21 protein-coding genes and 1 pseudogene are annotated in these 25550 nt (G+C 55.7%); 17 read left to right on the forward strand and 5 right to left on the reverse strand.

Going from position 1 to position 25550, the window contains the following annotated elements; translation table 11 throughout:
- The 14 genes from B2R17_RS03815 to B2R17_RS03880 form a co-directional block, all read left to right on the forward strand.
- A partial coding sequence (locus tag B2R17_RS03815; RefSeq protein WP_286762917.1) for a cation transporter occupies positions 1 to 632 on the forward strand: 632 nt, incomplete at its 5' end.
- A 65-nt stretch (positions 633 to 697) separates the two neighbouring features.
- On the forward strand, positions 698 to 1957 hold the full coding sequence (locus B2R17_RS03820; protein WP_286762918.1) for a cytochrome P450: 1260 nt from the start codon (positions 698 to 700) through the stop codon (positions 1955 to 1957).
- Complete coding sequence (locus B2R17_RS03825) at positions 1954 to 2598, forward strand: cation diffusion facilitator family transporter (protein WP_286762919.1); 645 nt, start codon at positions 1954 to 1956, stop codon at positions 2596 to 2598. The genes B2R17_RS03820 and B2R17_RS03825 overlap by 4 nt, the downstream gene beginning before the upstream one ends.
- Positions 2582 to 4729: a heavy metal translocating P-type ATPase gene (locus B2R17_RS03830; RefSeq protein WP_286762920.1), complete on the forward strand. Its 2148-nt coding sequence runs from the start codon at positions 2582 to 2584 to the stop codon at positions 4727 to 4729. Before B2R17_RS03825 ends, B2R17_RS03830 begins: the two co-directional genes overlap by 17 nt.
- A 1138-nt stretch (positions 4730 to 5867) precedes the next feature.
- Positions 5868 to 6209: a hypothetical protein gene (locus B2R17_RS03835; RefSeq protein WP_286762921.1), complete on the forward strand. Its 342-nt coding sequence runs from the start codon at positions 5868 to 5870 to the stop codon at positions 6207 to 6209.
- A gap of 63 nt (positions 6210 to 6272) precedes the next feature.
- A complete protein-coding gene (locus B2R17_RS03840; protein ID WP_286762922.1) occupies positions 6273 to 8669 on the forward strand; it encodes a fused MFS/spermidine synthase in 2397 nt (798 codons plus the stop codon).
- A gap of 637 nt (positions 8670 to 9306) precedes the next feature.
- Entirely contained in the window at positions 9307 to 9657 is a 351-nt protein-coding gene (locus tag B2R17_RS03845) for a heavy-metal-associated domain-containing protein (protein ID WP_286762923.1), read from the forward strand.
- A gap of 101 nt (positions 9658 to 9758) precedes the next feature.
- Positions 9759 to 10913 (forward strand): ABC transporter permease, encoded by a 1155-nt coding sequence (locus B2R17_RS03850; protein ID WP_286762924.1) that lies wholly within the window; start codon positions 9759 to 9761, stop codon positions 10911 to 10913.
- A 99-nt stretch (positions 10914 to 11012) separates the two neighbouring features.
- The gene (locus B2R17_RS03855) at positions 11013 to 11543 is read left to right on the forward strand and encodes a hypothetical protein (RefSeq protein WP_286762925.1); all 531 of its coding nucleotides are present in this window, start codon (positions 11013 to 11015) and stop codon (positions 11541 to 11543) included.
- A 2-nt stretch (positions 11544 to 11545) separates the two neighbouring features.
- Positions 11546 to 13102 (forward strand): HlyD family efflux transporter periplasmic adaptor subunit, encoded by a 1557-nt coding sequence (locus B2R17_RS03860; RefSeq protein WP_037253627.1) that lies wholly within the window; start codon positions 11546 to 11548, stop codon positions 13100 to 13102.
- On the forward strand, positions 13103 to 13846 hold the full coding sequence (locus B2R17_RS03865; RefSeq protein ID WP_008671142.1) for an ABC transporter ATP-binding protein: 744 nt from the start codon (positions 13103 to 13105) through the stop codon (positions 13844 to 13846). It abuts the gene before it with no gap.
- A 45-nt stretch (positions 13847 to 13891) separates the two neighbouring features.
- Positions 13892 to 15025 (forward strand): ABC transporter permease, encoded by a 1134-nt coding sequence (locus tag B2R17_RS03870; protein ID WP_286762926.1) that lies wholly within the window; start codon positions 13892 to 13894, stop codon positions 15023 to 15025.
- Positions 15026 to 15737: 712 nt separating this feature from the next.
- The gene (locus B2R17_RS03875) at positions 15738 to 16433 is read left to right on the forward strand and encodes a hypothetical protein (RefSeq protein WP_286762927.1); all 696 of its coding nucleotides are present in this window, start codon (positions 15738 to 15740) and stop codon (positions 16431 to 16433) included.
- Between the two features lie 315 nt (positions 16434 to 16748).
- A complete protein-coding gene (locus B2R17_RS03880; RefSeq protein ID WP_286762928.1) occupies positions 16749 to 17762 on the forward strand; it encodes a DUF1559 domain-containing protein in 1014 nt (337 codons plus the stop codon).
- Positions 17763 to 17871: 109 nt separating this feature from the next.
- Here the strand turns inward: B2R17_RS03880 and rpe are convergent, their stop codons facing one another.
- Positions 17872 to 18522, reverse strand: coding sequence for a ribulose-phosphate 3-epimerase (gene rpe, locus B2R17_RS03885; protein WP_286762929.1), 651 nt, complete (start codon positions 18520 to 18522; stop codon positions 17872 to 17874).
- 31 nt (positions 18523 to 18553) lie between these two features.
- Positions 18554 to 19525 (reverse strand): cation diffusion facilitator family transporter, encoded by a 972-nt coding sequence (locus tag B2R17_RS03890; RefSeq protein ID WP_286762930.1) that lies wholly within the window; start codon positions 19523 to 19525, stop codon positions 18554 to 18556.
- Between the two features lie 328 nt (positions 19526 to 19853).
- Between B2R17_RS03890 and B2R17_RS03895 the strand changes: the two genes are divergently transcribed.
- Entirely contained in the window at positions 19854 to 20981 is a 1128-nt protein-coding gene (locus B2R17_RS03895; protein ID WP_286762931.1) for a tetratricopeptide repeat protein, read from the forward strand.
- A 29-nt stretch (positions 20982 to 21010) separates the two neighbouring features.
- On the opposite strand, the gene B2R17_RS03900 is transcribed toward B2R17_RS03895, so the two are convergent.
- From B2R17_RS03900 to B2R17_RS03910, 3 genes are all read right to left on the reverse strand, one after another.
- Positions 21011 to 21304, reverse strand: a complete 294-nt coding sequence (locus tag B2R17_RS03900) for a hypothetical protein (RefSeq protein WP_286762932.1) — start codon at positions 21302 to 21304, stop codon at positions 21011 to 21013.
- A gap of 38 nt (positions 21305 to 21342) precedes the next feature.
- Positions 21343 to 22911 carry a SulP family inorganic anion transporter gene (locus B2R17_RS03905; RefSeq protein ID WP_286762933.1) on the reverse strand — a complete coding sequence of 523 codons (1569 nt, stop codon included), beginning with the start codon at positions 22909 to 22911 and terminating at the stop codon, positions 21343 to 21345.
- Between the two features lie 217 nt (positions 22912 to 23128).
- Positions 23129 to 23251: a hypothetical protein gene (locus B2R17_RS03910; protein WP_286762934.1), complete on the reverse strand. Its 123-nt coding sequence runs from the start codon at positions 23249 to 23251 to the stop codon at positions 23129 to 23131.
- 1050 nt (positions 23252 to 24301) lie between these two features.
- On the opposite strand from B2R17_RS03910, the gene B2R17_RS03915 reads away from it, so the two are divergent.
- A complete protein-coding gene (locus tag B2R17_RS03915; protein ID WP_286762935.1) occupies positions 24302 to 24985 on the forward strand; it encodes a hypothetical protein in 684 nt (227 codons plus the stop codon).
- 314 nt (positions 24986 to 25299) lie between these two features.
- A pseudogene (locus tag B2R17_RS03920) lies at positions 25300 to 25550 on the forward strand (TolC family protein); the annotation flags it as partial.

Below are 25550 nucleotides of genomic sequence, written 5' to 3' on the forward strand. Positions count from 1 at the left end.
TGAGCAACGTCGAGAAGCGTCAAGACGATCACGAAGACGGAGATGAGCGTCGAACGCTCATTTGGGTGCTGCTCATTAATTTCTCTCAGGCATTACTGGCGGGGGTCGTCGGCTTCATCGCTCAGTCAACAGGATTGTTAGGCGCGGGGCTGGATAACCTCGGCGACTCGTTTGTCTATTTCGCTAGTCTGTACGCGGTAGGCCGTTCAGCGACCGCCAAATCACGAGTCGCCAAACTATCGGGCATTTTACTGGTTGCCATGGCCATCGGCTTAGTGGCCGACGTGATACGCCGATTCATTTCCGGCTCCGAGCCTGTGGGCTGGGCAATGATCGTCGTAGCAATCATCAACGCTACGACCAACCTAGTGTGCCTACGACTGCTTCGCTCACATCGAGATGAGGGGGTTCATCTCAATGCCTCATGGATTTTCACAACTAATGACATGATCGCCAACCTTGGCATCGTGCTATCCGGTATTGCCGTCATTTTCTTTCAGTCACAAGTTCCCGATTTGGTGATCGGAGTGATTGTCGCCGGAATTGTAGTCAAGGGTGGTTTTGAGATTTTGTCCAACGCAAAAGAGGCCAAGCAAAGCGATTCGGCGGAATCGGCAGCGACGGAAAAGTGATTTCAACTGCAAGCAAGTGAACGAACGAACACAAGTGAAGCCTATTGACACATCGAGGACGAAACATGACCCAAATGCCCAACAATACTTTTTTCGACGACACGTTTGCTCTTGCCCGCGATCCCTATCGTTTTATCTCCAAGCAATGTGAACGACACGGCTCGGATGCGTTCGAGACTCGTTTGCTTTTGCAAAAGGTAATCTGCTTGCGAGGCGAGGAAGCCGCTAAGGCGTTTTACGACACCTCGCGTTTCTCCCGCGTCAGTGTCGCTCCGCCGCGAATCGCCAAGACTTTGTTCGGACGCGGCGGGGTACAGGGCATGGACGGCAAGGCCCATCGTCATCGCAAGATGATGTTCATGTCGTTGCTGACCGAAGACAAAATTGGCGGACTGACGCAACTCGCTCGTGACATTTGGAACCGTCGAATTCTGCAATGGTCACGCATGGATCAGGTCGTACTTTACCGACAGGCTCAAGAGGTTCTCACTGAAGCGGTTTGTCAGTGGGCGGGTGTGCCGCTCGATCCCGCCGATGTGGACCGAAGGACCAGCGAGCTGGCGGCGCTTTTCGACTATGCAGGCAGCATCGGTCCAAAGCACTGGTGGGCAAGGATCGCACGCAAACGCAACGAAGCTTGGCTGCGTGGAATCATCGAACAAATTCGTACTGGAACCTATCAACCTGCCGAAGACACCGCCGCGTTCATCGTTGCCAATCATTGCGATCTCGACGGAAACTTGCTCGACGCTCAAATCGCTGCGGTCGAGCTAAACAACATTTTGCGTCCAACGGTCGCCGTGTCGGCTTACATCGTTCAGTGTGCGCACGCCTTGAACGAGCATCCTGTGATTCGCGAACAACTTCGCGATGGCTCCCCGGATGATTTGCATTGCTTTGTGCAGGAGGTCCGGCGTTACTATCCATTCTTTCCGTTTGCCGGAGCAAAGGTGAAAGAATCATTCGAGTGGCACGGTTACCACTTTCCGAGCGGTCGGAAGGTGCTGCTGGACCTATACGGCACCAACCATGATCCACGTCCTTGGGACCAGCCAGAATCGTTCAGGCCATCCCGTTTTCGCGAATGGGACGGGAATCCATTCACCTTGATACCTCAAGGCGGCGGCGATCACTACCAGAACCACCGCTGCCCCGGCGAATGGATCGCGATCGAGCAGATGAAGGCGGCCACCGACGTGCTCGTCAACGGATGCAGCTACGAGATCCCGGAACAGGATTTGCAAATTGCGATGGATCGACTTCCCGCCATTCCCGCTGACCACTTTGCCATGACGAACATTCAACTGCTAAGAGAAGTGCGATGAGCGAGGAACGAGCAAAATTGATACGCCGGGGTCGCAATGTCGAAATTACCAGCCTGATCTACAACATCACCGAAGTGGCCATTTCGCTAACGGCCGGATTCATGACGGGCAGTTCGGCGCTGATCAGTTGGGGCGTCGATAGCATCGTCGAAGCGAACTCCGCCGCGTTCATGATCTGGCAATTGAACGGCGAAGCCAAAGGTATCAACGAGCGAGACAAGCGGAAGAGAAAGAAGATCGCGTTAGGGGTTCTCTCGGGTGCCTTTACGATTGCTGTCTTATTCATCTGTTACGAGGCGATCAGCAAGTTCATCAGCCAAGAAACCGCGTCGATGTCGTGGTGGGGCATTGGCATCTTGCTGATGTCGTTGGTCGTCAACCCGATGCTGGCATGGGGCAAGTATCGCTACGGCAAGAAGACCGATTCGGCGACTCTGAAATACGATGCCATTGACACGATGATCTGCGAGTACCAAACCGTTGTCGTGCTGATCGGCATCGGTCTGGTGCAGTGGCAAGGTTGGTGGTGGGCCGATCCGGTGGCTGCACTGTTGATCGTTCCCTATGTGGCTTGGGAAGCCTACGAGTCTGGACGCGACGCATGGCAAGTTCAAATCGACGAGGATGACAACGATGAGTGATGAAAACAACATGGAACTGAAAATCCTCGGCATGGATTGTGCCGAGGAAGTTGCGCTGATCAAACGTGAATTAGTGCCGCTGCTCGGTGGTGATGAGCGTTTGGGTTTCGACTTGCTCAGTGGTCGACTAACTGTCGACCTCGATGGCGTTGACGTTACTTCCGGTGACGTGTTGGCGGCGATCGAGCGAACCGGATTAAGGGCCGAGACGTGGGAGAACGCGCAACAGTCCCCCGACAATCAATCGTTCTGGGCAAGCCATCAACGCGCGATCATGACCGCGATCAGCGGTGCTTTCGGCGGGATCGGGCTGGTGATTCATTTGCTCTCGGGCGGCTTCGATGAGGCCGTCGCAACGCCCGCGATCGTTTGCTACCTGATCGGAATTTTAGCTGGACTGTATTTGGTGCTACCGAAGGCTTGGCGGGCTCTCGTTACGTTGCGGCCAGACATGAACTTATTAATGTCAATCGCGGTCGTCGGGGCAATCGCGATCGGCGAGTGGTTTGAGGGAGCGGCGGTCGCATTCTTATTCTCGCTGTCGTTGTTGCTGGAATCATGGAGTATCGGCCGGGCGAGACGGGCAATCGCTTCGTTGATGGACCTGACGCCGCCGGTCGCTCACTTACGAGGCGACTCCGGCGAAGTCCGCGACGTGGTGCCAGCCGAAGTGCCGGTTGGATCGACGCTCATGATTCGGCCGGGCGAAAAGATACCGCTCGATGGCGAAGTCATCGTCGGCAACAGCGATGTTAATCAGGCCCCGATCACCGGCGAGAGCGTGCCGGTCGAAAAGCTGGTCGGTAGCAAACTGTTCGCTGGAACGATTAACGGCGATGGCTTGCTGGAAATGCGAAGCACCAAGGCGGCGGAGGACACGACGCTGGCCCGCATCATTCAAATGGTTGGCGATGCCGGATCGAAGCGGGCACCGTCAGAAAAGTGGGTCGAGAAGTTTGCTGCGGTGTACACACCGGTGGTGATGGCGGTCGCGTTGTCGATGCTGTTGATTCCGACTTTGCTGCTCGGACAACCATGGTCGGTTTGGATCTATCGGTCGCTGGTGTTGCTGGTCATCGCCTGCCCATGTGCATTGGTCATCTCAACACCGGTGTCGGTCGTCGCATCGCTGGCCGCCGCTGCACGCAATGGCGTGTTGGTTAAAGGGGGCGTGTTCATCGAGCTACCTGGTAAGCTGGTCGCGATCGCGATGGATAAGACCGGGACGCTAACAAAGGGTGCTCCCGAAGTCATCGACGTCGTTCCGATGAACGGCCACGACGAAGAAGAATTGCTGACGCGTGCCGGAGCATTGGAACTCAATAGCAACCATCCGCTCGCACGAGCCATTGTTGATGAGACCAAGAAACGTGGCATGACCATGCCGCCAGCCGAATCGTTCGAGACGATTCAAGGTAAAGGGGCAACCGGAGTCATTGACGGAAAAACCTATTGGCTCGGTTCGCATCGTTATCTTGAACAACGCGGACAGGAAACCCTGGAAGTTCGTCAGCAGCTCGAAGCGATGCAGGAGGCCGGACAAACCGTGGTTGTGATCGGCAATGACGAGCACGTCTGTGGTTTCATCACGCTAGCCGACGCCATCCGAGACGAGACCCGCGAGGCAATCAAGACGTTGCACCAAGTCGGCATCAAGCGGATCGTCATGCTGACCGGCGACAACAAGGGCACCGCCAAAGCGATCGGCAAAGAGTCCGGTATCGACGAAGTCCATGCGGAGTTGTTGCCTGAAGACAAAGTCGCGGAGGTCGAAGAACTCGTTTCGCGATACGAGCATGTTGCGATGATCGGCGATGGCGTGAATGACGCACCCGCACTAGCCCGGGCTTCATTAGGACTCGCGATGGGAGCGGCGGGAAGCGACGCCGCGATTGAAACAGCCGACATTGCCCTCATGTCCGACGACCTGTCGAAGCTGCCTTGGCTGATCGAACACTCGCGACGAACGCTGTCCGTCATTCGCCAGAATATCTGGTTCTCTTTGGCAATCAAAGCTTTGTTCGTCGTGCTGACCTTGGCGGGAGTGGCATCGCTGTGGGCAGCCATCGCCGCCGACATGGGAGCTTCACTGCTGGTGATCGCCAATGGATTACGGTTGCTCCGCAGTTGAATCAATTCAACCATTTCGATCGACTTCGGCTGACATAGAAACGGAAGAATCAAAATGACGGTGGTGGACCGTCCATTTTGATTGGTTCCTGCTGGCCTTGCGAGTCGTTGGACGGGGAAACGTTGCGACTCGGTGCCGGTCGAGAGTGAAGGTCGGACGGAGTTTCTCGCGGTCCTGGACTAGGTCGCGAAAGCGTTGGCGGCGGAATGTAGCGGGCGTCATTGGGCTGGCGCGGTGCGGCGTGTGAGTGTCCAGCATGATCGTGACCCGAATGGTTGTGTCCCGCGTGGTTGTGGCTGTCGAATGTGTTTTGGTCTGGAGCGTTTGGCTGTAGTGGGGTTTGCGAGTCGGGATGGCGCGTCGCGGGCGATGGTGACAGGCGAGGTCGAATGGGATGAGCGTAGGTGGATGGCGGTTCGTGGAGACTGGCAAAGTTTCGTGCGTCGTGCGGGCAGTGGATGGCATTCGGGCACCCGCCGAAGTGCGCGTCCGTGGTGGCATGTCCGTGGGCGAGTGGTTCCTGAAACCCGCAATCATTGCCAATCGGCTCGATGGAGCGATGGATGACTTCAGGTTCATCCATCAAGACTCCGTGGTCCCAATGCGAATGGCTGTAGAATTGGTGCGGGGTAGCGAGATGAGAATGTGGCGAGTGATAGTGCCCGTAGCGGTATGGGGCATCATCGAATTGCGCCCGCACGACCGATGTTGATGAGACGGTCAGAATAATCACACTCGTGAGGACCATTGAGTTAAAAAATCGAGGCATCTTCATTCCTTCGGGTTGGGAGATTTGGGACCTCTCGAAACAAGGCAACCACCATGCCGCCAGCGAGCTGTCGCCACGTCGGTAAGCAGCGGCCTCTTGCTAAAGTACGGAAAACTCGCCTCCAGATTCCATCCAGAATAAATTTGCGGTGTGCGTCTCGCAAATTAAAGATGGTCTGAAGCGACATCATATCGACAACCGCGTGCCGTCAATTCGATGGCACTCTTCGGCGGTGAGAGGCGGCTCGATCTCGTGAAACACGGGAAAAACGCTTCTATTCACCGTTTGGCACGGACTTCGCGTTTCCTTATTTGAGCAAAACAATCGTTCGTTTTGCGAAAGCGAACTCCCCCCTGAAGGAATTGAAAAATGAGAAATTGGAAAAATTGTGCGATCGCAGTGGTGGCGATTACCGCGTTCACGTTCGTTGTTCCTTCAACGGCTCGCGCGGACCACCACGGGCATCACGGCGGCCACGGACATTTCGGTGGTCATCATGTCGTTCATCACGGTGGATTCGGGCACTACGGAGGCGTGCAGGTTCTGCGTCCGGCAGTGCCGTCCTATTCGTCGGGTTACTACGGCTACGGCGGTGGTTATGATAGCGGCGTCGGCGGGTCCAGTGTTCCGGTACAAAGCCGCTATCGAGTGGTTCAACCTCGAGTGCAACATCATCGCTGGCATCCAGGACACTACCTCTTCCATCATTAAAAAAAGGTACGTATGCGACTCACATTGTGACCACGGACCAGGCATACCGATCAGGGATGAAGCATGGAGCAAAGAAGTCGAACAATCGCGAGTCGTCACACCACGACGCTGCTGTATGGGCTGTTCCTGACATCGGGGGCGACGACGCTGATTTACGAAATTTCGTGGACGCGGCAGGCGGGGTTATTGTTCGGCCACACGGTGTTGGCTGGCAGCGTGGTGTTGGCGAGCCTGTTCTTCGGGCTGGCGATTGGATACGGCGTCGGTAGTCGGCTTTGTCAATTCGGACGTCCGCTGCGGTGGTTCGGCGGGTGTGAAATCATGGCGGCGGTTTGGGTGCTGCTTGTGCCATCGTTGTTCGACGCGCTGCAGTCGCCGGTGGTGATTCGGTGGATGAACGGCGAGAGTCAAGCGTGGCAATGGTTCAGCCGCGCTGGCATTGGGATCGCGATTTTTTTGCCCGCCACCATTGCGCTCGGTGCGACGTTGCCATTGATGTCGCAAGCATTGTCGCGCGTATCAGGCAATCCGTCGCGTAGCGCAGCGATTGGTTACGCTTGGAACACCGCCGGAGCGATGGCGGGAACGCTGATTTGCACCTATCTGTTGCTGGTTCGAGTTGGCGTTAGCCATAGTAGCTTCTGGGCGGCTGGCGTCGGAATGGGAATCGGTTTGCTTGCGATTGGTCTATCGCGGCGTGATGCCAAGCAACCACCAGGCTACAAAGCTGATCCTCTGAAGGTGAAACGCACGGCGAGTCCCATTGCGATGATGACGGTCGCGGGGCTGAGCGGCTTCATCACGTTGGCGCTCGAGATTCTTTACACACGACTATTTTCGCTGGTCTTTCATAATAGTACCTACACGTTCGGCAATGTCGTTGCGGTGTTTCTGTTGGCGCTTGCTTTAGGGTCGGCGATCGTGGCTTGGTTGGTCAAGCGAGTTCGGGCCGAAACGATTCTGTTCTGGTGTGGCGTCTCTGGTGCAATTGCGTGTTGCGTCTGTTTGGCATTGTTTGTCAACATTTCGCGGCTCGGATATTTCACGGCGGGGGATTCATTCGTCGAGCACTTGCTTCGCGGATTTGGGCTGGTGCTCGCGTTCGTCGTCGTACCCGTGACGATCTGCGGGATGATTTTTCCGGCAACATGGCAGGTTTTGAGTGATCGAAATGCCACCGGCCGGGTCATCGGGAGATTGGCAATGATCAACGCGATTGGCGCTGCGTTGGGATCACTTGCGGCCAGTTTTATCATGCTGCCCACGATCGGGTTGTGGGGTGGATTTCTGACCGCGTCGATCCTGTTGATGACCGTGGCAATGTTGGTCTGGCGTAGCGTGCGGGGAGTGCCAAGTGCGGTCGCATTGACGGTTGGCGGGTTGTGCATCGCATTGACGGCGGCGGCGATGCCATCGTGGTCAACACTGGGTCGAGATCGAGATGAAGTGTTCTTGACGCGTCGGGAATCGGCTTATGGCTGGATCGACGTGACTCGCAGCAAAGAGAGCGACGCTTGGTATATCCGCCAAAATTTGCACTATCGACTCGGCGGAACCGGAGCCGCCGCCATGCGTGAGCGTCGGCAGGCGAGGTTGCCGATGTTATTGCACCCCGATCCAGAGCGAGTTCTGTTTCTCGGCATGGGAACCGGCGTCACGGCTGCCGGCGCGGTTCAGCATCCTGAAACGGAGAAAATTGAGATCGTCGAGTTGATTGCCGATGTGACGGCCGCGGCACGGGAACTCGGCCATCGAAACGACCACGTCTTGGACAATGATCGCGTGCATGTGACGACGGATGATGCAAGGCATTTTCTATTGGGAACGGAACAGCGGTTTGATGTGATCGTTTCGGATTTGTTTGTGCCGTGGGAAAGTCAGACCGGGTACCTTTACACTCGCGAGCACTACGTTGCCGCGGCCGAGCATTTGAACGACGATGGACTGTTTTGCCTCTGGCTGCCGGTTTATCAGATGGGGCAGCGTGAGTTCACAATGATTGCCGACACGTTTGCGACCGTCTTCCCCGAGACCAGTTTGTGGTGGGGAAAGTTGGACCCGAGCAAACCGATCATTGGGCTCGTCGGTGCGATGCGACCGATTGAAATCGACGATTCGGCATTGGCGGCACGGCTCGAACGGCTCAACCGACTTCCCGGCGGCAACGATCCACAGGTTGCGAAATTAGACGATCTGCGACTTGCAGCGATTGGTGATTGGCCGATCCAAAACGTCGAACTGCTTAATCTGGACGAACATCCAAGGGTCGAATTTTGGACACCACAATCTTTGATGGCCGGCAAACTACTTCGGGGAGCCTGGTTCGCGAAGTTCTATGATGACGTGCTCGCCAAACTGCCGACGTCGGACGTTTCCATTGATTCGGGCAGTTTCTTGGGCGACGCTGCCGAAGTCCAAGAAGGTCGGCAAACGCAGCGTTTTCTATTATTCGGACAGTAAGAAAGCCCAAGTTTGATGATCGGATGACCGATCATTGGTCTAGTCACAGACTTTTGTTCTAAGTAAAATCCGGCAATGTTCCGCTTCACTCTCACCATCGTATTGCTCGTCAGCTTGCTGGCTTGCCCGATTCGTTGTTTCGCCTGTCAGGCGAACAACTGCGGTGGTGACGTCCAGAAGTCCGCGTCGTGCGAATGCTGTTCGCACGATGCATCATCGCCTGAATCGCCTCCGTCGGGAGAATGCGATTGTCAAGATTGTCTATGTGATGGTGCAGTCGTTGAAGCTGGCGTCCAATCGCCAAGTCTCACGACAGTTTTCGTGGGATTCATTCCCGCGTCACTTCAGCCGGCAGGTTGTCTGTCGTCGATGCTTTCTGCCGCTGAGCATCAGCGGCTGAAGTCACCGAGTCCATTTTTCTGTGGCCGAAGTGTGCGCGTTGCGTACCAATCTTGGCTGATCTAGACGGATCATTCTCTTCGCAGGCGGGCCGAGTGAACGCACTCGGCCTCTGATGAAGATCGACTCTTTCTCCGTCTCTCTGTTTTGAATCTTTCATGGCTCGAAGTCTGCGCGCGACGTTCGCGCGTGATTGGGTCGTGTTGTCCGTGTGTGCCTTTCCAAAAGGAGTTTTGGCATGTTGAGTTTGTCCCGAAGAACCGGCCTCGTCGCCGGGGTCGTATTGATGGTCGCCTCTGTTTTGACGGCCTCGGTCGCGTCGAGTGCCGAGCGAGAAAAAACGAACACCGTGATGACGGTGGGCGAGATGTGTGGCGGTTGTGTGAAGAAGATCACCAAGCGTTTTGATGGTGTGGAAGGAATCGCCAAGGTGCAGTGCAGCATCGAAAAGCAATCCGTCACCTTGATCCCCAAAGACCGCGTTCGGCTCAGCCCGAAGGGTATTTGGGAGATCATGGAGAGCATCGGCAAAACGCCGACGAAGATGGTCACGCCAGAGGGGACTTATACTTCCAAGCCGAAGAAATGAGGAATAGAGAATAGGGAATGAGGAATGGCAGTTGAGAAAACGACATTCCTCATTCCTCGCTTTCAAATCTTCACTCTTCAATCTCAAATCTCCAATTAAACATGCTTCTTCCCTGGGAATACGGTGTTCGTAATTTGGCTCGGCGGCCGATGCGGACGGCATTGACGCTCGTTGCGTTGGCAACGGTGGTGATGCTGGTCTTTGTCGTCGTCGGGTTTATACGTGGCTTGGAGCAATCGTTGACCGTCAGTGGAGATGAAAATGTGGTTCTGGTTTATTCCGTGAACTCGGAAGAGAACATCGAAAACTCGTCAATCGCCGCGCGGACTCCGTCTTTATTGACCGCCAGTTTGGACGGAGCCGTGAAGCGATTCGGGATCACGAACGTTTCGCCGGAGTTGTATTTGGGGACACGAGTGAAGACCAATGATGGCGACGGAGGTTTGGGGCTGGTCCGTGGCGTGACGTTGTCCGCTCCGCTGGTTCGCCGCCGCGTCAAGTTGATTGACGGGGATTGGCCAGGCGAAGGCGAGGTCATGGTGGGAAGGCTCGCGGCGGCCAAACTCGGTAGTTCGGACGATGCGATGGCGATCGGCCAGAGCGTTGAATTTGAAGGTCGCCAGTGGCAGATCAGCGGACGGTTTGCTGCAGGCGGTGCGGCCTACGAATCTGAAATCTGGTGCAAGCTCAGCGACTTTCAGACAGCTACCAAGAGACAAGATTTAAGCCTGGTGGCGATGTTGTTGTCGCCCCAAAGTTCGGCAGCCGAGGTCGAGTTGTTCTGCAAGGAACGCACCGACCTTGAGTTGCGAGCGAACCGAGAAACGGCTTACTACGCATCGCTTCAACAGCACTACAAACCGGTGCGTTTGTTGGCGTGGTTCGTTGTTGTGCTGGTTTCGGGTGCCGGCATTTTTGCCGGATTGAACATGATGTACGGCGCGGTGGCTGGACGGATTCGCGAAATTGCGACGTTGCAAGCGGTCGGATATCGCCGTCGAGCGATCTTGATCAGTTTGGTTCAAGAAGGCGTTTTGTTGGCGGCAGCGGGATCGTTGCTGTCTGGCGTGATCGCACTGACGATGCTCAATGGCATGGCGGTGCGATTCACGATGGGTGCGTTCACGATACGCATCGACAGCGTGGCAATCCTAATCGGTTGCGGCGTTGGGTTGTTGTTGGGCGTCTTGGGTGCGTTACCCCCGGCGCTGAAAGCGTTGCGAGCCGAAGTCGCAACGAGTTTGAAAGCTGTTTGAATAAAAATAGGGAATGAGGAATAGAGAATGAGGAACGTGTTTCATTCTCGATTTCTCTATTCCTCATTCCCAATTCCCCATTTCTCTTGGAGATTAAGAATGAAATCGACTATTTACATTGGCCTGTCGTTGTTGGTCCTGCTGGCGATTGGTTGCAAAGATGGAACCGGAGTTGCAGAGGGGCCGAGTCACAATCGGTATGATTTGGACTCTGGAAAGACGCAGTATGAAGCTGAAACGGAACCAGCTGGTGCGATGCCGGTTGGTGAAGCTCGCGAGAAAACCGAAGACGGCAAAGACGTCACACTCGTCGGCTTGATTGGCGGTTCGAGCGAGCCGTTCGTTAAAGGGCTTGCCGCGTTCACGATAGTTGATCCCAAAGTTCCGTACTGTGCGCCTGAGGAAGGATGCCCGACGCCGTGGGATTATTGCTGCGAAACCGACGCGGTCAAGCAGAACATCGCGACCGTAAAGATCGTCGATGACTCTGGCAAACCGGTGACGCAGGATGCTCGTGAGTTTTTGAATGTCAAAGAGTTGTCGACCGTCGTTGTTAAAGGCAAAGCTCGGCGCGACGACCAAGGCAATCTGACCGTTGCGGCTAGCAAGGTTTTCGTAAAGAAGGACTAGCCATGAGCGCTCCCCTCGATCTCAGTCAACTGGCACTCGACCGCGCGCCCGCGAGCGAGTCGGCGGCGACGAAGCCGCGCCGCAAGCGTTGGGTCACCCGTTATGTGCTGCCACTAGCAATTATTGTTGGCTTTGTTGGCCTGCTGGCAGCGGCGGCGGGACGACAGTTGATGCCGCAGCGGTCGGTGACGGTCGTGCCTGTAATTGTCAAGCGAGCGGAGGTGCAGCAGGCGGGGACCACACTGTTTCAATCGCCGGGTTGGATTGAACCGCGACCGACGGCGATCAGCGTGGCAGCGTTGACTCCCGGGGTAATCGAAGAGCTGCTGGTAGTCGGCGGACAAACTATCGAAAAGGACGAACCGATTGCGCGGTTGATCTCCATTGATTCCGAGCTGATGGTCCAGCAGGCCAAAAACTCGCTGGCGATCCGCGAAGGAGAATTGAACCGTGCGATCGCTGAACGAAACGCTGCGAGGATTCGGATTGACAATCCGGTGCATCTCGAAGTGCCTTTGGCAGACGCCCAAAGCACACTCGCGAAAGCAAAAACGGAATTGGCGAAATTGCCGTTCTTGATCGAAGCGGCCGAAGCCGAGGTAAAGTTTGCGCACAGCAGCATGGAAGGGAAGCAGGCGGCTGAAAACGCGATTGCGGGACGGATCGTCCGACAGGCGGAAAGTGAACATGCCGCCGCACATGCGAACATGCAAGAGCTGCGGCAGCGACAACCCAACTTGCAGTCGGAGGTCGATACGCTGAAACGGAAAGTGGCCGCCTTGCAACGACAACGCGAGTTGTTGGTCGAAGAGAATCGGCAGTTTCAGGAAGCAGAGGCAAAGGTTGAATCTGCCGTCGCGCTTCGAGACGAAGCGAAACTGCGACTGCGGCAAGCTGAATTGGCTCTGGAGCGAAACGTCGTTCGCGCCCCTATGGACGGACGCGTGTTGCGACTGGTCGCTGCGCCGGGCACTCGCGTCATGGGGTTGGATGCCACGGCTGGCCAAAGCTCCAACACGGTGATCGAAATGTACGATCCCGATCGCTTACAAGTCCGAGCAGACGTTCGGTTGGAAGACGTGCCGATGGTCACGCCGGGACAGCCAGTGGAAATCGAAACGGCTTCTTCTCCCGCTCCCATCAAAGGCCGTGTCCTTCAATCGACCAGTTCGGCAAACATTCAAAAGAACACGTTGGAAGTGAAGGTCGAACTGATTGATCCACCTCCCAGCGTCAGTCCCGAAATGTTGGTCACGGCAACATTTCTAGCTCCGCAAGTCGAACGATCGGCTAGCGAGGCGACGGAAGCGGAGCGGATGTTTGCACCGAAACAACTGATTGAGTCCGGCGAGTCCGGTTCATTCGCTTGGGTGGTCGACTCGGACGAAACAGCCCGGCAACGATCAGTAGAAGTCGGCAGCAATGGCTCTGATGGCTTGGTCGAGATCAAGTCGGGGCTGCGGGTCACGGACAAATTGATTACCAGCGGGTCGGATGGATTAACACAAGGTAGTCCGGTGCATGTCACCGGCGACGATCAAACAATCGGGATAAGATAAATGGCACTAGTAGAACTACGTGGCGTTAGCAAAAGCTTCCGCAAAGGCGACGAAACGATCACTCCGCTGGACAACATTGATTTGGACATCGAAGCGGGCGAGTTTGTGTCATTGATGGGGCCGAGTGGCACGGGCAAAAGCACGCTCTTGAATTTGGTCAGCGGCATTGACCGTCCCGATTCGGGAACGATTACTGTGGCCGGGACTGAAGTAACGAAACTGTCACGAAGTAAACTGGCTGATTGGCGAGCGGCGAATCTCGGGTACATCTTTCAAACGCATAACTTGATTCCCGTACTGACCGCTTATGAGAACGTGGAGCTTCCTACGTTGCTCTTGAAGTTATCCACGACGCAACGTCGGCAGCGAGTCGAATTGGCGCTTGAAGCGGTGGGTCTGAGCGATCGAGCCGATCACTATCCGCGGCAGCTTTCCGGTGGACAGGAACAGCGTGTTGGCATCGCCCGCGCGATCGTCGCTCACCCCAAAGTCGTCGTCGCCGACGAGCCGACCGGTAGCTTGGATACGGAAACCAGCGAGCAAGTGCAAATTCTGCTGCAACGCCTGAACAAAGAACTCGACATTACCCTGCTGATGGTCACGCATGACAGCGATGCCGCAAGGATCGCATCAAGGCAGATGGTTCTGGACCGAGGAAAGTTTTTGGAAAGCGAGAGGGAGAAAGAGAGTCTGCGAGAGGGGGAGATTGGAAGGCAAAAAGTGAAGGAGTCAGGAGCCGCATAGCAGTTTTACAATCAACAATCTTCAGTCTCCAATCGACAATCAAAAATGTTCACTTACGTCCTCAAAACACTCTGGCGACATCGCACGCGAACGCTTCTTACCGTCACCGGTGCGGCGGTCGCGATGTTCGTGTTCTGTTTCGTCGGCTCGGTCCAGGAAGGATTGCATCGGCTGACAACCGGATCGGACGCCGACCGAAGTTTGATCGTGTTTCAAGAAAATCGTTTCTGTCCAACGACGAGCCGATTGCCGGAGGATTACTCCCGCAAGATCAAGGAGATTTCCGGCGTTCGCGACGTGATGCCGATTCAGGTTTGGACCAACAACTGTCGCGCGAGTTTGGATATCGTCGTCTTCAACGGAGCCGATCCACAGCAGATCAAATCGACACGGCCCTTGACTTTGACCGAGGGCAATTGGGAAAGCTTCGCCAAGCAACGTGACGCGGCGATTGTCGGTCACAATGTCGCTCAGCGGCGGGGGCTGAAAACGGGTGACCAGTTCTCCATCGGCGACATTTCTGTGAAGGTTGCTGGCGTTTTTTCGTCGACTGTGCCTTCGGAAGAAAACCTGATATATACAAGTCTCGCGTTTCTTCAGTACACCCGCGGCCTGGATGCAGCCGGGCTGGTAACGCAACACGAAGTCTTGCTGACCGACGATGCTGATCCCGACCAAGTCGCAAGCGAAATCGACGCCACGTTGCGAGCTGGATCGGTCGCAACCAAAACACGACGCAAAGGCGCGTTCCAGGCCAGCACGCTTTCGGACCTCGTCGACCTGATTGGTTTCGCTCACTGGCTCGGCTACGCCTGCGTGGGACTCGTTTTGTCCCTCGTCGCCACCACCACCGTCATGAGTGTCCAGGACCGAATCAAAGAATACGCGGTATTGCAAACCATTGGAGTTCGACCACTGCGGGCGATGCGTCTGGTACTCGCCGAGAGCACGATTTTATGCGTCGTCGGCGGTATTGCCGGAACCGCCCTGGCAATGACAGCATTGGCCATCGGAGGATTCGCAATCGGAGCCGAGGGGGCGACGATTGCCTTTCGCCCTTCCATTGGCTTGGCGGCGACAGGAACGGCTGTGTCATTGGTCGTGGGCGTTGCCGCCGGATTGGCTCCCGCTGTTCAGGCCGCTACGGTCCCGATCGTCAATGCGCTTCGCCAAACTTGATCGGTATTGACTCATTCGCCTTGAAAACGAACAATCGCTTGTCCAAGTCCCACCCATTTCGTACTTCCACCAAGAACGCTGATTTGTTTTCGTCCTGCATCCATCTACTAACACTGATCGCATTCAATGTGCATGCGTTGGTGGGATGTTGCGCGCATCACAATCATACATCTCCGCTGGACGGGCATGACGAGATCGGTTGCCACAGTTCGTTGGAATCTGATCACGATCGCTCGGCGGGTCACGACGAAGACGCAAATCACGAGCACCACGATGGCAATCCCTGCGATCATTCGCAGCCATGTGACGAAGGCCGTTGTGTTTTTGTTGATGCAAGACTGGTTCCATTGCAGCTTGACTCGCAGACGAACGCTTTGGTCGCGTTTGGAACCTCGACCCCGGTCATCCAGCCGCGAGTCGCTCTAGCAACCGACCCCCGCGTCGGATTCAAGTTCCCATTCTTATCCGCTGGGCAGCGCTGCGCGCTATTTCAATCCTGGCAAATTTAGCGGCGAGTCTCTCCGCCCCTGATGCGTGACGGCTGATCGCTGCTGCGCGTCGTTCTTTCGGATCGCCGACCCATGGTCAGGTTTCTGCGCAGACGTCCTGCGCCCTGCCAAAACGGTCGTGCAATACGCATTGCTTTCGCAATCGAGCGGAGGCGTGCGCTTTGAAGAATTGTTTACCAAACCCAATGATAAAGGATTGAAAGATGAAATTGACAAAAACGATGTTTGCTTTGACCGCATGCGTTGCACTTGCCTTTTGCAGTGGATCCCTCTCCGCACAGGAAGCCGGTCACGAAGGCCACGACCATGCGGGGCATGATCATGCCGGACACGATCACGACGGGCACGACCACGGCGACCACTCGCACGGTGGCGAAACGCTTGCGTTCTATTTGCCGGAATGGAAGTCGCAGCATGTGGACGACGCGAATAAAGCCGCGCAATTGGCCGCGACGCTGAAAAAGCTCGGTTGCGAGGTCAAGCAGGACAGCCACGCGGGTCACAACGACGTTTCGTACCGTCAAGCCAAATGGACGGAAATGAAGATCAAGGATCACAAGATGGCCGAACAGTGGGCCGGTTTCCTTGCGAAATCTGGCTTCGATGTTTCACATGCCCATCCCGATCCGGCCTACGCCAAAGGCCCCGAAGCGGTCGAGTTTCGTATGGTTAAGTGGAAGCGGATGCACGGCGATGGCTCAGCCAACGAGAAGCAAATGATTGAAACGTTGAAGAAGCTCGGGGCCGAAGTTCGAGTGGACCAACACGACGGTCATTCGGATATCGCGTTCCGAGCACCGACTTGGCGTGACGTCCACTTGGCCGACCACGCCGCGGCCGATCAGTTGATGGGTTGGCTGAAGCAACAAGGCTTTGAAACCCAGCACGAAGATCACTAAACGCGAGTTTTGTGGGCCGACGAAACGAGGGGGAAGAGAAAAAGTCTTGTCCCTCGTTTCTGGAGCATGATGATGCCCGCATTGCTGAAGCTAACCGTTTGCCGGATCAGAATTCTGGCAGGTTCGTTTCTGTCGCCCTTGCGACAACCACTCGAATCGGTACAATTCAGCAAGTTGAGATTGATTCTCAATACCAACTAAATAGTAGCCAGCCAGGTCGAGTCTCACCGAAGGCAGTCTGATCCCAGCCAGCAAAAACGTTGTGTCACCGGAAACTAACCGTCTGCACCCTCACGTTTGCTGGATTTCCTCAAAATGAAACTCGCCCGAGTCTCACGCCGCCGAAGCGGCTTTACCCTAGTTGAATTACTTGTTGTCATCGCGATCATTGGCATCTTGGTCGGATTGCTGTTGCCGGCCGTCCAGGCTGCTCGCGAGGCGGCCCGTAGGATGAGTTGCTCCAACAATTTGAAGCAAGTCAGCCTGGCCATGCACAATTATCACGGCGCTTTCAATCAATTTCCTTCTGGTGGTCTGTACCGGACGGATCAACCGAGTGATTCGTGGTCGTTCCAAGCACGTCTTCTTCCTTACCTGGAACAATCTGGCCTGACTGATCTGATCGACTGGACCGTGCCTTACGGGACACAAGGCGAGGTCGCGGGAGTCAGGGTTCCCACCTACCTTTGTCCCAGCGAAGTCAACGACCAATCGCGACCTTCCCCGAAGCCCACTGACCCGGACTTCGCTTACTATCCAATGAATTACGTCGTCAACATGGGCGAGTGGTTCATTTATGATCCGGTTAGCAAACGTTCGGGAACCGGGCTCGTTTATCCAAACAGCAAAACGGGATTTCGAGATGTGCTTGACGGCACCAGCAACACGCTTGCCCTGGCGGAAGTCAAGGCGTTCAATCCTTACCTTCGTGATGGCTTAACTCCGTCGGCGCTTGGCGAAGCGACCCCCACGCTGCCCCAAGCGGTCGTCGCCTATGGCGGTAACTTCAAGATGAACTCGGGACACACTGAATGGATCGATTCGCGTATCCACCAAAGCGGGTTCACAACGACTTTCGGTCCCAACACCAAGCTGTTGTATAACTCGGCAGGGGCGGAGTACGACGTTGATTTCAACTCTTCCCGCGAGGGCAAGACGATTACGGAACCGACCTACGCCGCCGTGACGGCACGGAGCTATCACCCCGGCGGTGTGCCGGCCAGCTTGGTGGACGGATCGGTTCAATTTTTTACAGATTCAATCGACCTAACGATCTGGCACGCATTGGGCACACGAGGTGGCCACGAAGTAATTCCATCAGATCAATGAACGCGGTTCATGGCTTCACTGTTGCCAGGAATCTCGGTTTGAAAAGTAGTACTCAGTTCACTAGGTGATTGGATGTTCTGACGACTGTCTTGCCTTTCAAAACGTGGCTCTAGTGTAGATCGCGGACCGACTCCGCGATGCCCTTGCCCGCCGCGTAGATCGCCGAGCCCGCGACGAGAAGATTGGCACCGGAGTTGATCGCATTTGCCGCGGTATTGGCGTTGATTCCTCCATCGACCATCAATTGACAACTCAATTCCTCGCGTTCGATTCGTTGGCGCAGACGCTCCAGTTTGGGAAGCGTTTCAGGTAGAAATTTCTGGCCACCGAAGCCGGGATTGACGGTCATGATCAAAACAACATCCAACAGCGGAAGCACCTCGTCGATCACCATCGGCGATGTCGCCGGATTGATTGCCACACCGACGTCGCAACCGGTCAAACGCACTGAATCAATCGTACGGTGCAAGTGCCAGTCGGCTTCCGCGTGGACGATTAACCGCGATGCACCGGCGCTCGCGAATGACTTGGTGAACTGATTGCCATCGGTGACCATCAAATGAACGTCGATCGGCAACTGAGTCGTTCTTCGTACCACGCGAACCACCTCGGGACTGAAACCGAGACTCGGCACGAAATGGCCATCCATCACATCGACGTGAAAGCGATCCACGCCCGCCGCTTCCGCTTGACGCACTTGGTCCGCCAGCGACGCCATGTCGGCGGAGAGAATTGAGGCCGCGATTTGGAATGATTTCATGGCGACTGGGTTTCACCGATACTCTCCAGTGCTAATCTTGACGACTTGTAGCGCCGGCGATGACGGCAGTCTCGCCATCCTCGCAAGTGTGGCCGGTATACTCGAATTCAAGTGTCGAGTGATTGATTTCAAAATCGTGCGCCAATCTTTCCTTGATCCGTTGCTTAATTTCATGGAACTGTTCAATGCTGTCACGATCAATCACGATGTGAGCTTCCAGTGCTCGGTTTTGTTCGTCGAGTTCCCAGACGTGCAGATGATGCAGTCCCTCGACGCCTTCGAGTTTCTCGACTTCGTCAACTAAGTGTTGAACATCTAAATCGACAGGCGTCCCTTCCATCAAGATTCGCATTGCTTTGGGCAGCATTGCGTAGACTTGATAAAGAATATAGGCCGACAGGATCAGCGTCAGAACGGGATCGACCCAATTCCATTGCAACCAGATGATTGCCCCGGCACCGATTAGCACGGCGACTGACCCTGCCGCATCGACGATGTTGTGGACAAATGCAGCCCGCACATTGAGCGACCCTTTGCTCATCGCCCACAATAGCAAGGCGGTTCCGACATCAATGACCAACGCCAAGATGGAAGCGGCGGCCATCAACCAGCCTGTGATCTCTTCGGGCTCAAAGAAACGGCGAATACCTTCGTAGACCAGATACAATCCGATCACAGCAAGCAATGTCAGGTTAATGACCGCGCCGAGAAGTTCGGCACGACGATATCCGAACGTGAATCGCTCCGTGGCTTCTTTCTTGGCAATTTTGCGGGCGATGTACGCGATCAGCAGTGCGTTGGCATCGTTAAAATTGTGGGCCGCATCCGATAACAGAGCGACACTGCCGGAAAAAATGCCAGCGATCACTTCTCCTACAGTTAGGATGTGATTGATGATCACGGCCCAAATCAGCCGCAGGTCGCTCACTCCAGCCAAGTCGTCGCTACGGGTTAGCCCATGGCTGTGGCCACCCTCGTCGTGTTGTAGCTTGTGTTCGCTCATCGTTCATGGTGGACGAGCTTCGCCCATGCCCTTTGGCTTTTTGCGGATTTGCTGACGACGTTTTCAACGCCGATACTCCAGGGAATTTGAGCAAGTTTCGTGCCTCTTCAGGCAAATGGGTTTCCTTGCCTTGGTCAAACGGTCCGAGATATGCTCATTGATGGCTCAGCTTGCTACCGATTGCTGATCAAAATCCGCGACATGACCTGTGGATGTTGGTATCATGGAGATTGAGCGACTTTAAGCGAATGCACTGGAAAATTTTATAGGTGGCCGCATTCGGTCTTCACTCCGATCACGGAACACCGAAAGCACAAGGAACATTGCCATGACTTTGATTCATCTATCAACCCAAGCTTCGCTTGCGTTTGTTGCGTCCTTAGTGTTGGTGCTTGCTGGAACTGGCAGCGTGCAGGCCCAGCATGGCCATCACGGCGGTGGTCATGGCATTGGCCACGGAGGGGGTCACAGCTTTGGGCATGGCGGTCATGGCATTGGCCACAGTTTCGGACATGTTGGTCACGGAATTGGTCACAGCATCGGCCATGGAATTGGGCATAGTATCGGTCATGGAATTGGACACAGTCTTGGTCACTCAGGCGGACACGTCAGTCACTACTCCGGTCACCACGGAATTGGCCATTCCGGAATCGGGCATTCCTTCTATCCGCACATCGACGTCTATGCTTCGCCTTACTATTCCGGCTACGGCTATTCATCCGTCGGGTCTTCGCATCTCCACACCCCTTATTACGACTACTACACCCAATCGCCATCGACCGTGGTCCCGTCGGTCATCGCTCCGCCAAGTGTTGTGGCAAGCACACCGAGCACGACAACCTATTCCGCGGCCAAGCCTGCCATTTCAGTCGATTCCAATGACGCGGTAACAAGCGTCGACTCCACAGAAAGTCGAGACAACGCGTATCGTTCGCAAGCCCAAGAAGCATTCCGGAACTCCGATTACGCTGAAGCGGTGCGGTTAGCCAATCATGCTCTGGTTGAATCACCAAATGATGGAAAGCTGATGCTGCTGTTGGCTCAAGGATTGTTCGCGGTCGGAGACTATCAGGGTGCGGCCGGTGCGATTCATCGAGCGGCGTCGATGCTGAATCCCGAGGACTGGGGCTACGTCGTCGAAAACTATGGCAAGTACTATCAGGGCAACGGATTCGTTGACCAGATGAAGCGGCTGGAGAGTTTTCTCAAAGCAAATCCTGAAGCCGGTTATGCACGTTTCTTGCGCGGTTACCAATTCGGTTACCTTGGGCAAACGGATGTCGCCATCCGTGATCTGAATCGTGCTTTGGAACTCGAGAGCCGCGACCAATTGGCTGCCGAACTCGTCAGCCGATTCGGCGGCACACCGATCACAAATGCTCCCGAGCCTGCAGGGTCGCGGGACGAACCCATCCAGATGGATGGACCGCCACCATCTCTGTCATCGGGCGTGTGATCTCACGTTGCGATCGGGGTAACCGGCTGTCAGTGGCAGCAACCGTCGTTGCAACCACCGCCCGCGTCAGCGACGCGATCCGAAGGGCTGATGACCGGCGGAGGCAGTGTCGAACCATCCACTGCCGTTGTTTGATACGACGGTTCATAGGCTGGATTGGAAACCGCCTGATCCATGTAAGCTTGGTACTCGGCGGTCTCGGATGGCTTCTTGGATCGCCACGGCAGGCTTGAACACCCCACGCTCGATGCGAGTATCAAGATGGCCAGTAGCAGCGGCGTGGTTCCGATCAGTTTTCGTATGTAGTTCAGTTGGTATTTCACATTAGTCTCCTAGAGAAAAAATTTGTTCAGACAGTCGTTTATGCCGCGATGCGACGTGGCGAAACGTGATTGGCTTCGGGTTTGACATGGGGCGTTTCGGTGATGCCGTGGACCTGAGCGTGCAGGGTGCCCCAGTCGATGATCAACGTGCCGCCGGTTTGCTCGTGTCTCTGTGCAAACGACATCAATAGGTCCATGCAGGCGTGGTCGATGTGGTCGAGTTGCTCGAAATCCACATGGACTTCTTGCCCGGGCGAGATGCGATCGAGGGATGACGCCAGGACCGGCAGGCGAAGAAATGTTGCCGCTCCACTGAGGTGCAAAAGGCAGTAGTTTCCTTCGCCGTGAACAATCAATGCATTCAAGTGCGAAAAGCGGATCAGCAACTTGGCGACGGACAACACAATTCCGACGATCACACCGGTCAAAAGATCGGTGGCAACAATCGTACATAAAGTGGCGGCATAGACGCCGACTTCACTCCATCCGTAGCTTCTGAGTCGCTTGATCTCTTGCACGTTGATCAGCTTGAATCCGGTATAGACCAAGATCGCGGCAAGCCCGGCTGTTGGAATCAAGCGAACCATGGAACCCAACGCGACGACAAAGACGAGCAGCCATGCTCCGTGCAAAATCGCCGACGATCGAGTTTGTCCACCGGATTCGACGTTGGCACTGCTGCGAACGATGACGCCCGTCATCGGCAGGGCGCCCAGTGCGCCACAGACGATGTTGCCAATGCCTTGAGCGACCAGTTCGCGGTCGTAATCGGTCTTCACTTCCGGTTTCATTTTCTCCACGGCCGCTGCACACAACAACGTTTCGGCGCTAGCAACAATGGCGATCAATACACCCGCTTGCAGTAATACGTATAGCGGAACGGATTGAAGAAGTTCGAGCGATGGAAGTTGAATCGTGCTGCTCAGTGAATCGGGCATCTGCACACGCGCGACGGGCAGTCCCATTGTTCCAGCCATCACGGCTGCGACCACGATGGCAATCAGCGGTGCGGGAATCAGTGCAAGCCGTCGCTTCGCGAGCGTTTTCCATGCGATCAGGCACACGATCGCGATTGCGCCAATGCCAGCGGCGGCGTTTCGCTCGACCAGCGCGCCGTAGGCCGCAGCGGGAATCGAGGCAAGATTCGCCAGTCCGTTTTGCTTTGGCGCGTCGTCCAACATGACATGGAATTGGCTCGAAAGGATCAGCACGCCGACGCCCGCCAACATGCCATGAATCACCGCCGGTGAAACGGCTCGGAACCACCGTCCCAATCGCAGTGCTCCGGCGATCAACTGTAACGCCCCCGCGATCAAGACAACCGCGCCGAGGGCAAGCAGGCCGTGTTCATTGACCACTTGATAGACGATCACGGTAAGCCCTGCGGCCGGGCCACTGACTTGCAGCGGAGCACCCGCGAACCAGCCGACGACAAGACCGCCGACGATTCCGGTGATCAATCCAGCGGCGACGGGAACCCCCGAGGCGATGGCGATTCCCATGCACAGTGGCAAGGCGACCAAGAAGACAACGATCGAAGCCAGAAAGTCCTGCTTCGGTGACTTGATGATGGATGACCAATAGGTCGCCCGATGCAAATTGGTCATGTGATTTCTTTTGTGAGCGACGAGTTTGGCGAATTGTCAAAGAGAGAAAGGGACCAACCGACCGCCAGCACTCCGTTGCTTGGAGCACACGGCGTCCTGGCCGCCAACGATCGGCAGGTCCGCTGAATCATTGGGTCACTTCGGAATTGCGTTACCGACGAATCGAGATCGGGCGTGCCGCTTGACGAACAAACCCGACTCGCTTGTGATGCAACCGCTAGTGACTATGCCCAGCGTGGCTTCCACCGCCACCACCTCCGCTGGCGGTTGATGCGCAGCCGACGGACGTGACAACGGCCAAGGCGGCCACCAACATCAAACTAAAAAGTAACTTGGTCATATTGAGAATCCTTTCCTTCGATTTCGGAATTACAAAACTGAAACGGTGATAGTCAGTGGCAGAGTTGCCACGTTATCGGTGATTGCTTGGAACGCAGCACGATACGCAATGTGCGGTTCGCGATACGCTCGCTTCGTGTGAACCGATGCCGGGGCGGGCAGGTTCAATTATCAAAGCGCATGAATCGGCAGTCTTTATGAGCACCCATTGATTGACGCGACAGAAGGCTCAGAGAGCGGCGTTCAAATCAGAAAACGCGAGAGAGTGGCGCAGCGTTGCTGTGCCGTTTTGGAGTGCGTCAAAGGCGAATGCTGCATTCGCAAGGAAGAGCCATTCAAATGCGATGCTGGAAGCATCGTGGCTGATAACGCCATGACACGCTCAGCCGCTTGGCGAACGACGATTCGATCGCCGCTGTTGATGGCTTGCTCATTCCGCTGATCGCACTGGTACTGACATGGGCAGTGTTCGTCGCAGTGACAACCGAAGAGAGCGACCCCGCATTCGCGCTCGGCGCCCATCTCACTTGAGCGCTGTGGGCGACTGTTTTGACAGCAATCTGACCTCTGCGGCGAGTCGCACTCGGTGACCAGTGCACCGCATGCACACTGGCTTTCGCCGGCGACCGTGGTGCAGGGGCAAATCTGGACCAACGATGTCGGCATCGCAAACATCGCCACCATCAGCCACATCATGGCTGTGCGAGCGATTCGTTTGTGAGACCTTTTCAACATGAAGAAGCTTCTTGTTGTTTCGTCGGTAGGAAGCGGGAAGCGTTTCAGGGTTGATCGGCATGGATGGCACGCTGGAACAGTCTTCTTGACGATGCCAACACAGAATTTAATGAACTACGCAATCGACGAATCCCGCGTCAAGGCTTGAGCCGTTGCCTCCCGGCAAAATCTTTACGCCGGACGAATCCAATCCATCTCGGATTGTGGCTTAGTTGCAGGCCGCCGCTCGGGTGGGTACGCTAGGTAGTGCGGGGGGGAGGCATTGCGCTGCGGAATTGCATCCGACCCCGCTTACACCTTTCAGGGAGTCGATCAGATGAAATGTTTCTCAATGACAATGGGGTTGGTGATGGCGTTTTTGGGAACGTCCCAAGCTAGCGCTCAGTGGGTTGTTCCTCACACCACGTCGCATGGGCACAACGTTCAACACACCACCACCCACAACGACAACGTTCGACACGGGGGGCACGTCGATGCGGTTCCACACACGACGACGCACGTCGATCGTGTTCAGCACACGCAGACACATGTCGATCATGTCACACCACATGGCAGTCACCCGATTGCTACGCAGCCGTACCAGACCCGGCGATATTACTCGGCACGCCCGGTGATTCAGCAGGGTACGGTTGTTCGGCAAGGCGCAGTAATTCAGCAGGGATATACGCAGCCAATCTATCCTCAGGGTCAGTCCCTTCAGCAGCAAGGTTATGTCCAGCAGGGTTATCCACAGCAGCGGATTGTCTATCCCAGTCAGGGCCAAACGCACATTCACAATGGCGTGCAACAGTCTGGATACGTTCAACCTTACCAGTCTTTCCGCCCCAGCTTTCAGCAGTCGCACCTGCATACTCAGACGCACACCGATCAGGTTCCTCACACCACAACGCACACCGATTATCGGCAGCACGGTGGACACATCGACGCGACGCCTCACACGACGACGCATGTTGATGCCGTCCCTCACACGACGACTCACGTCCACGGCGGCCATCACTGAGCCGATCGACGGCAGCGGTTCGCCGACTGCTCGCTGTTGGGCGATTGCAAGGGATCGGAACGGAATCCGACCTGCGCCCCTCCATCCGGTCTTGCGACTGGTGCAATCCTCATGACCGGTACTGGTTATAGCGTCCGATGTCGGATTGGGGCGATTCTGCTTGACATTCGGTAGTTGCGGAACCGATGGGTACCGCAGGCTGGTCGTTCAATTTCAAGGAGGAATATTCGGTGACCAATACACGACCATTACGTACCAGGGCAACCCGCGGCAGGGCAATCTCTACCACAGCGAAGCGGGCTAGGCGTCTGCTGTTGTTGTCCGCATTGGGCTTCACGACCGGCTGTCAGTCTCTTGGGCAACATATCGCTGCGACCCCGAATCTGCACCAAGCGACCGATGCGACCGCAGTGGCAGTTGCGACCAGCGAGCTGCAGCCCCCGGTCCAGCAGCCTCCACATCAAAAACCGCCCGTCCAAACCGTTGCATATACCGAGATCGACACTGAAAGCATTGGCGGTGACGGAGAAGATAGCAACGAGGACGATACGCCGATGTCTCTGCG

The organism is Rhodopirellula sp. UBA1907, from assembly GCF_002337565.1.
Classification (GTDB): domain Bacteria; phylum Planctomycetota; class Planctomycetia; order Pirellulales; family Pirellulaceae; genus Rhodopirellula; species Rhodopirellula europaea.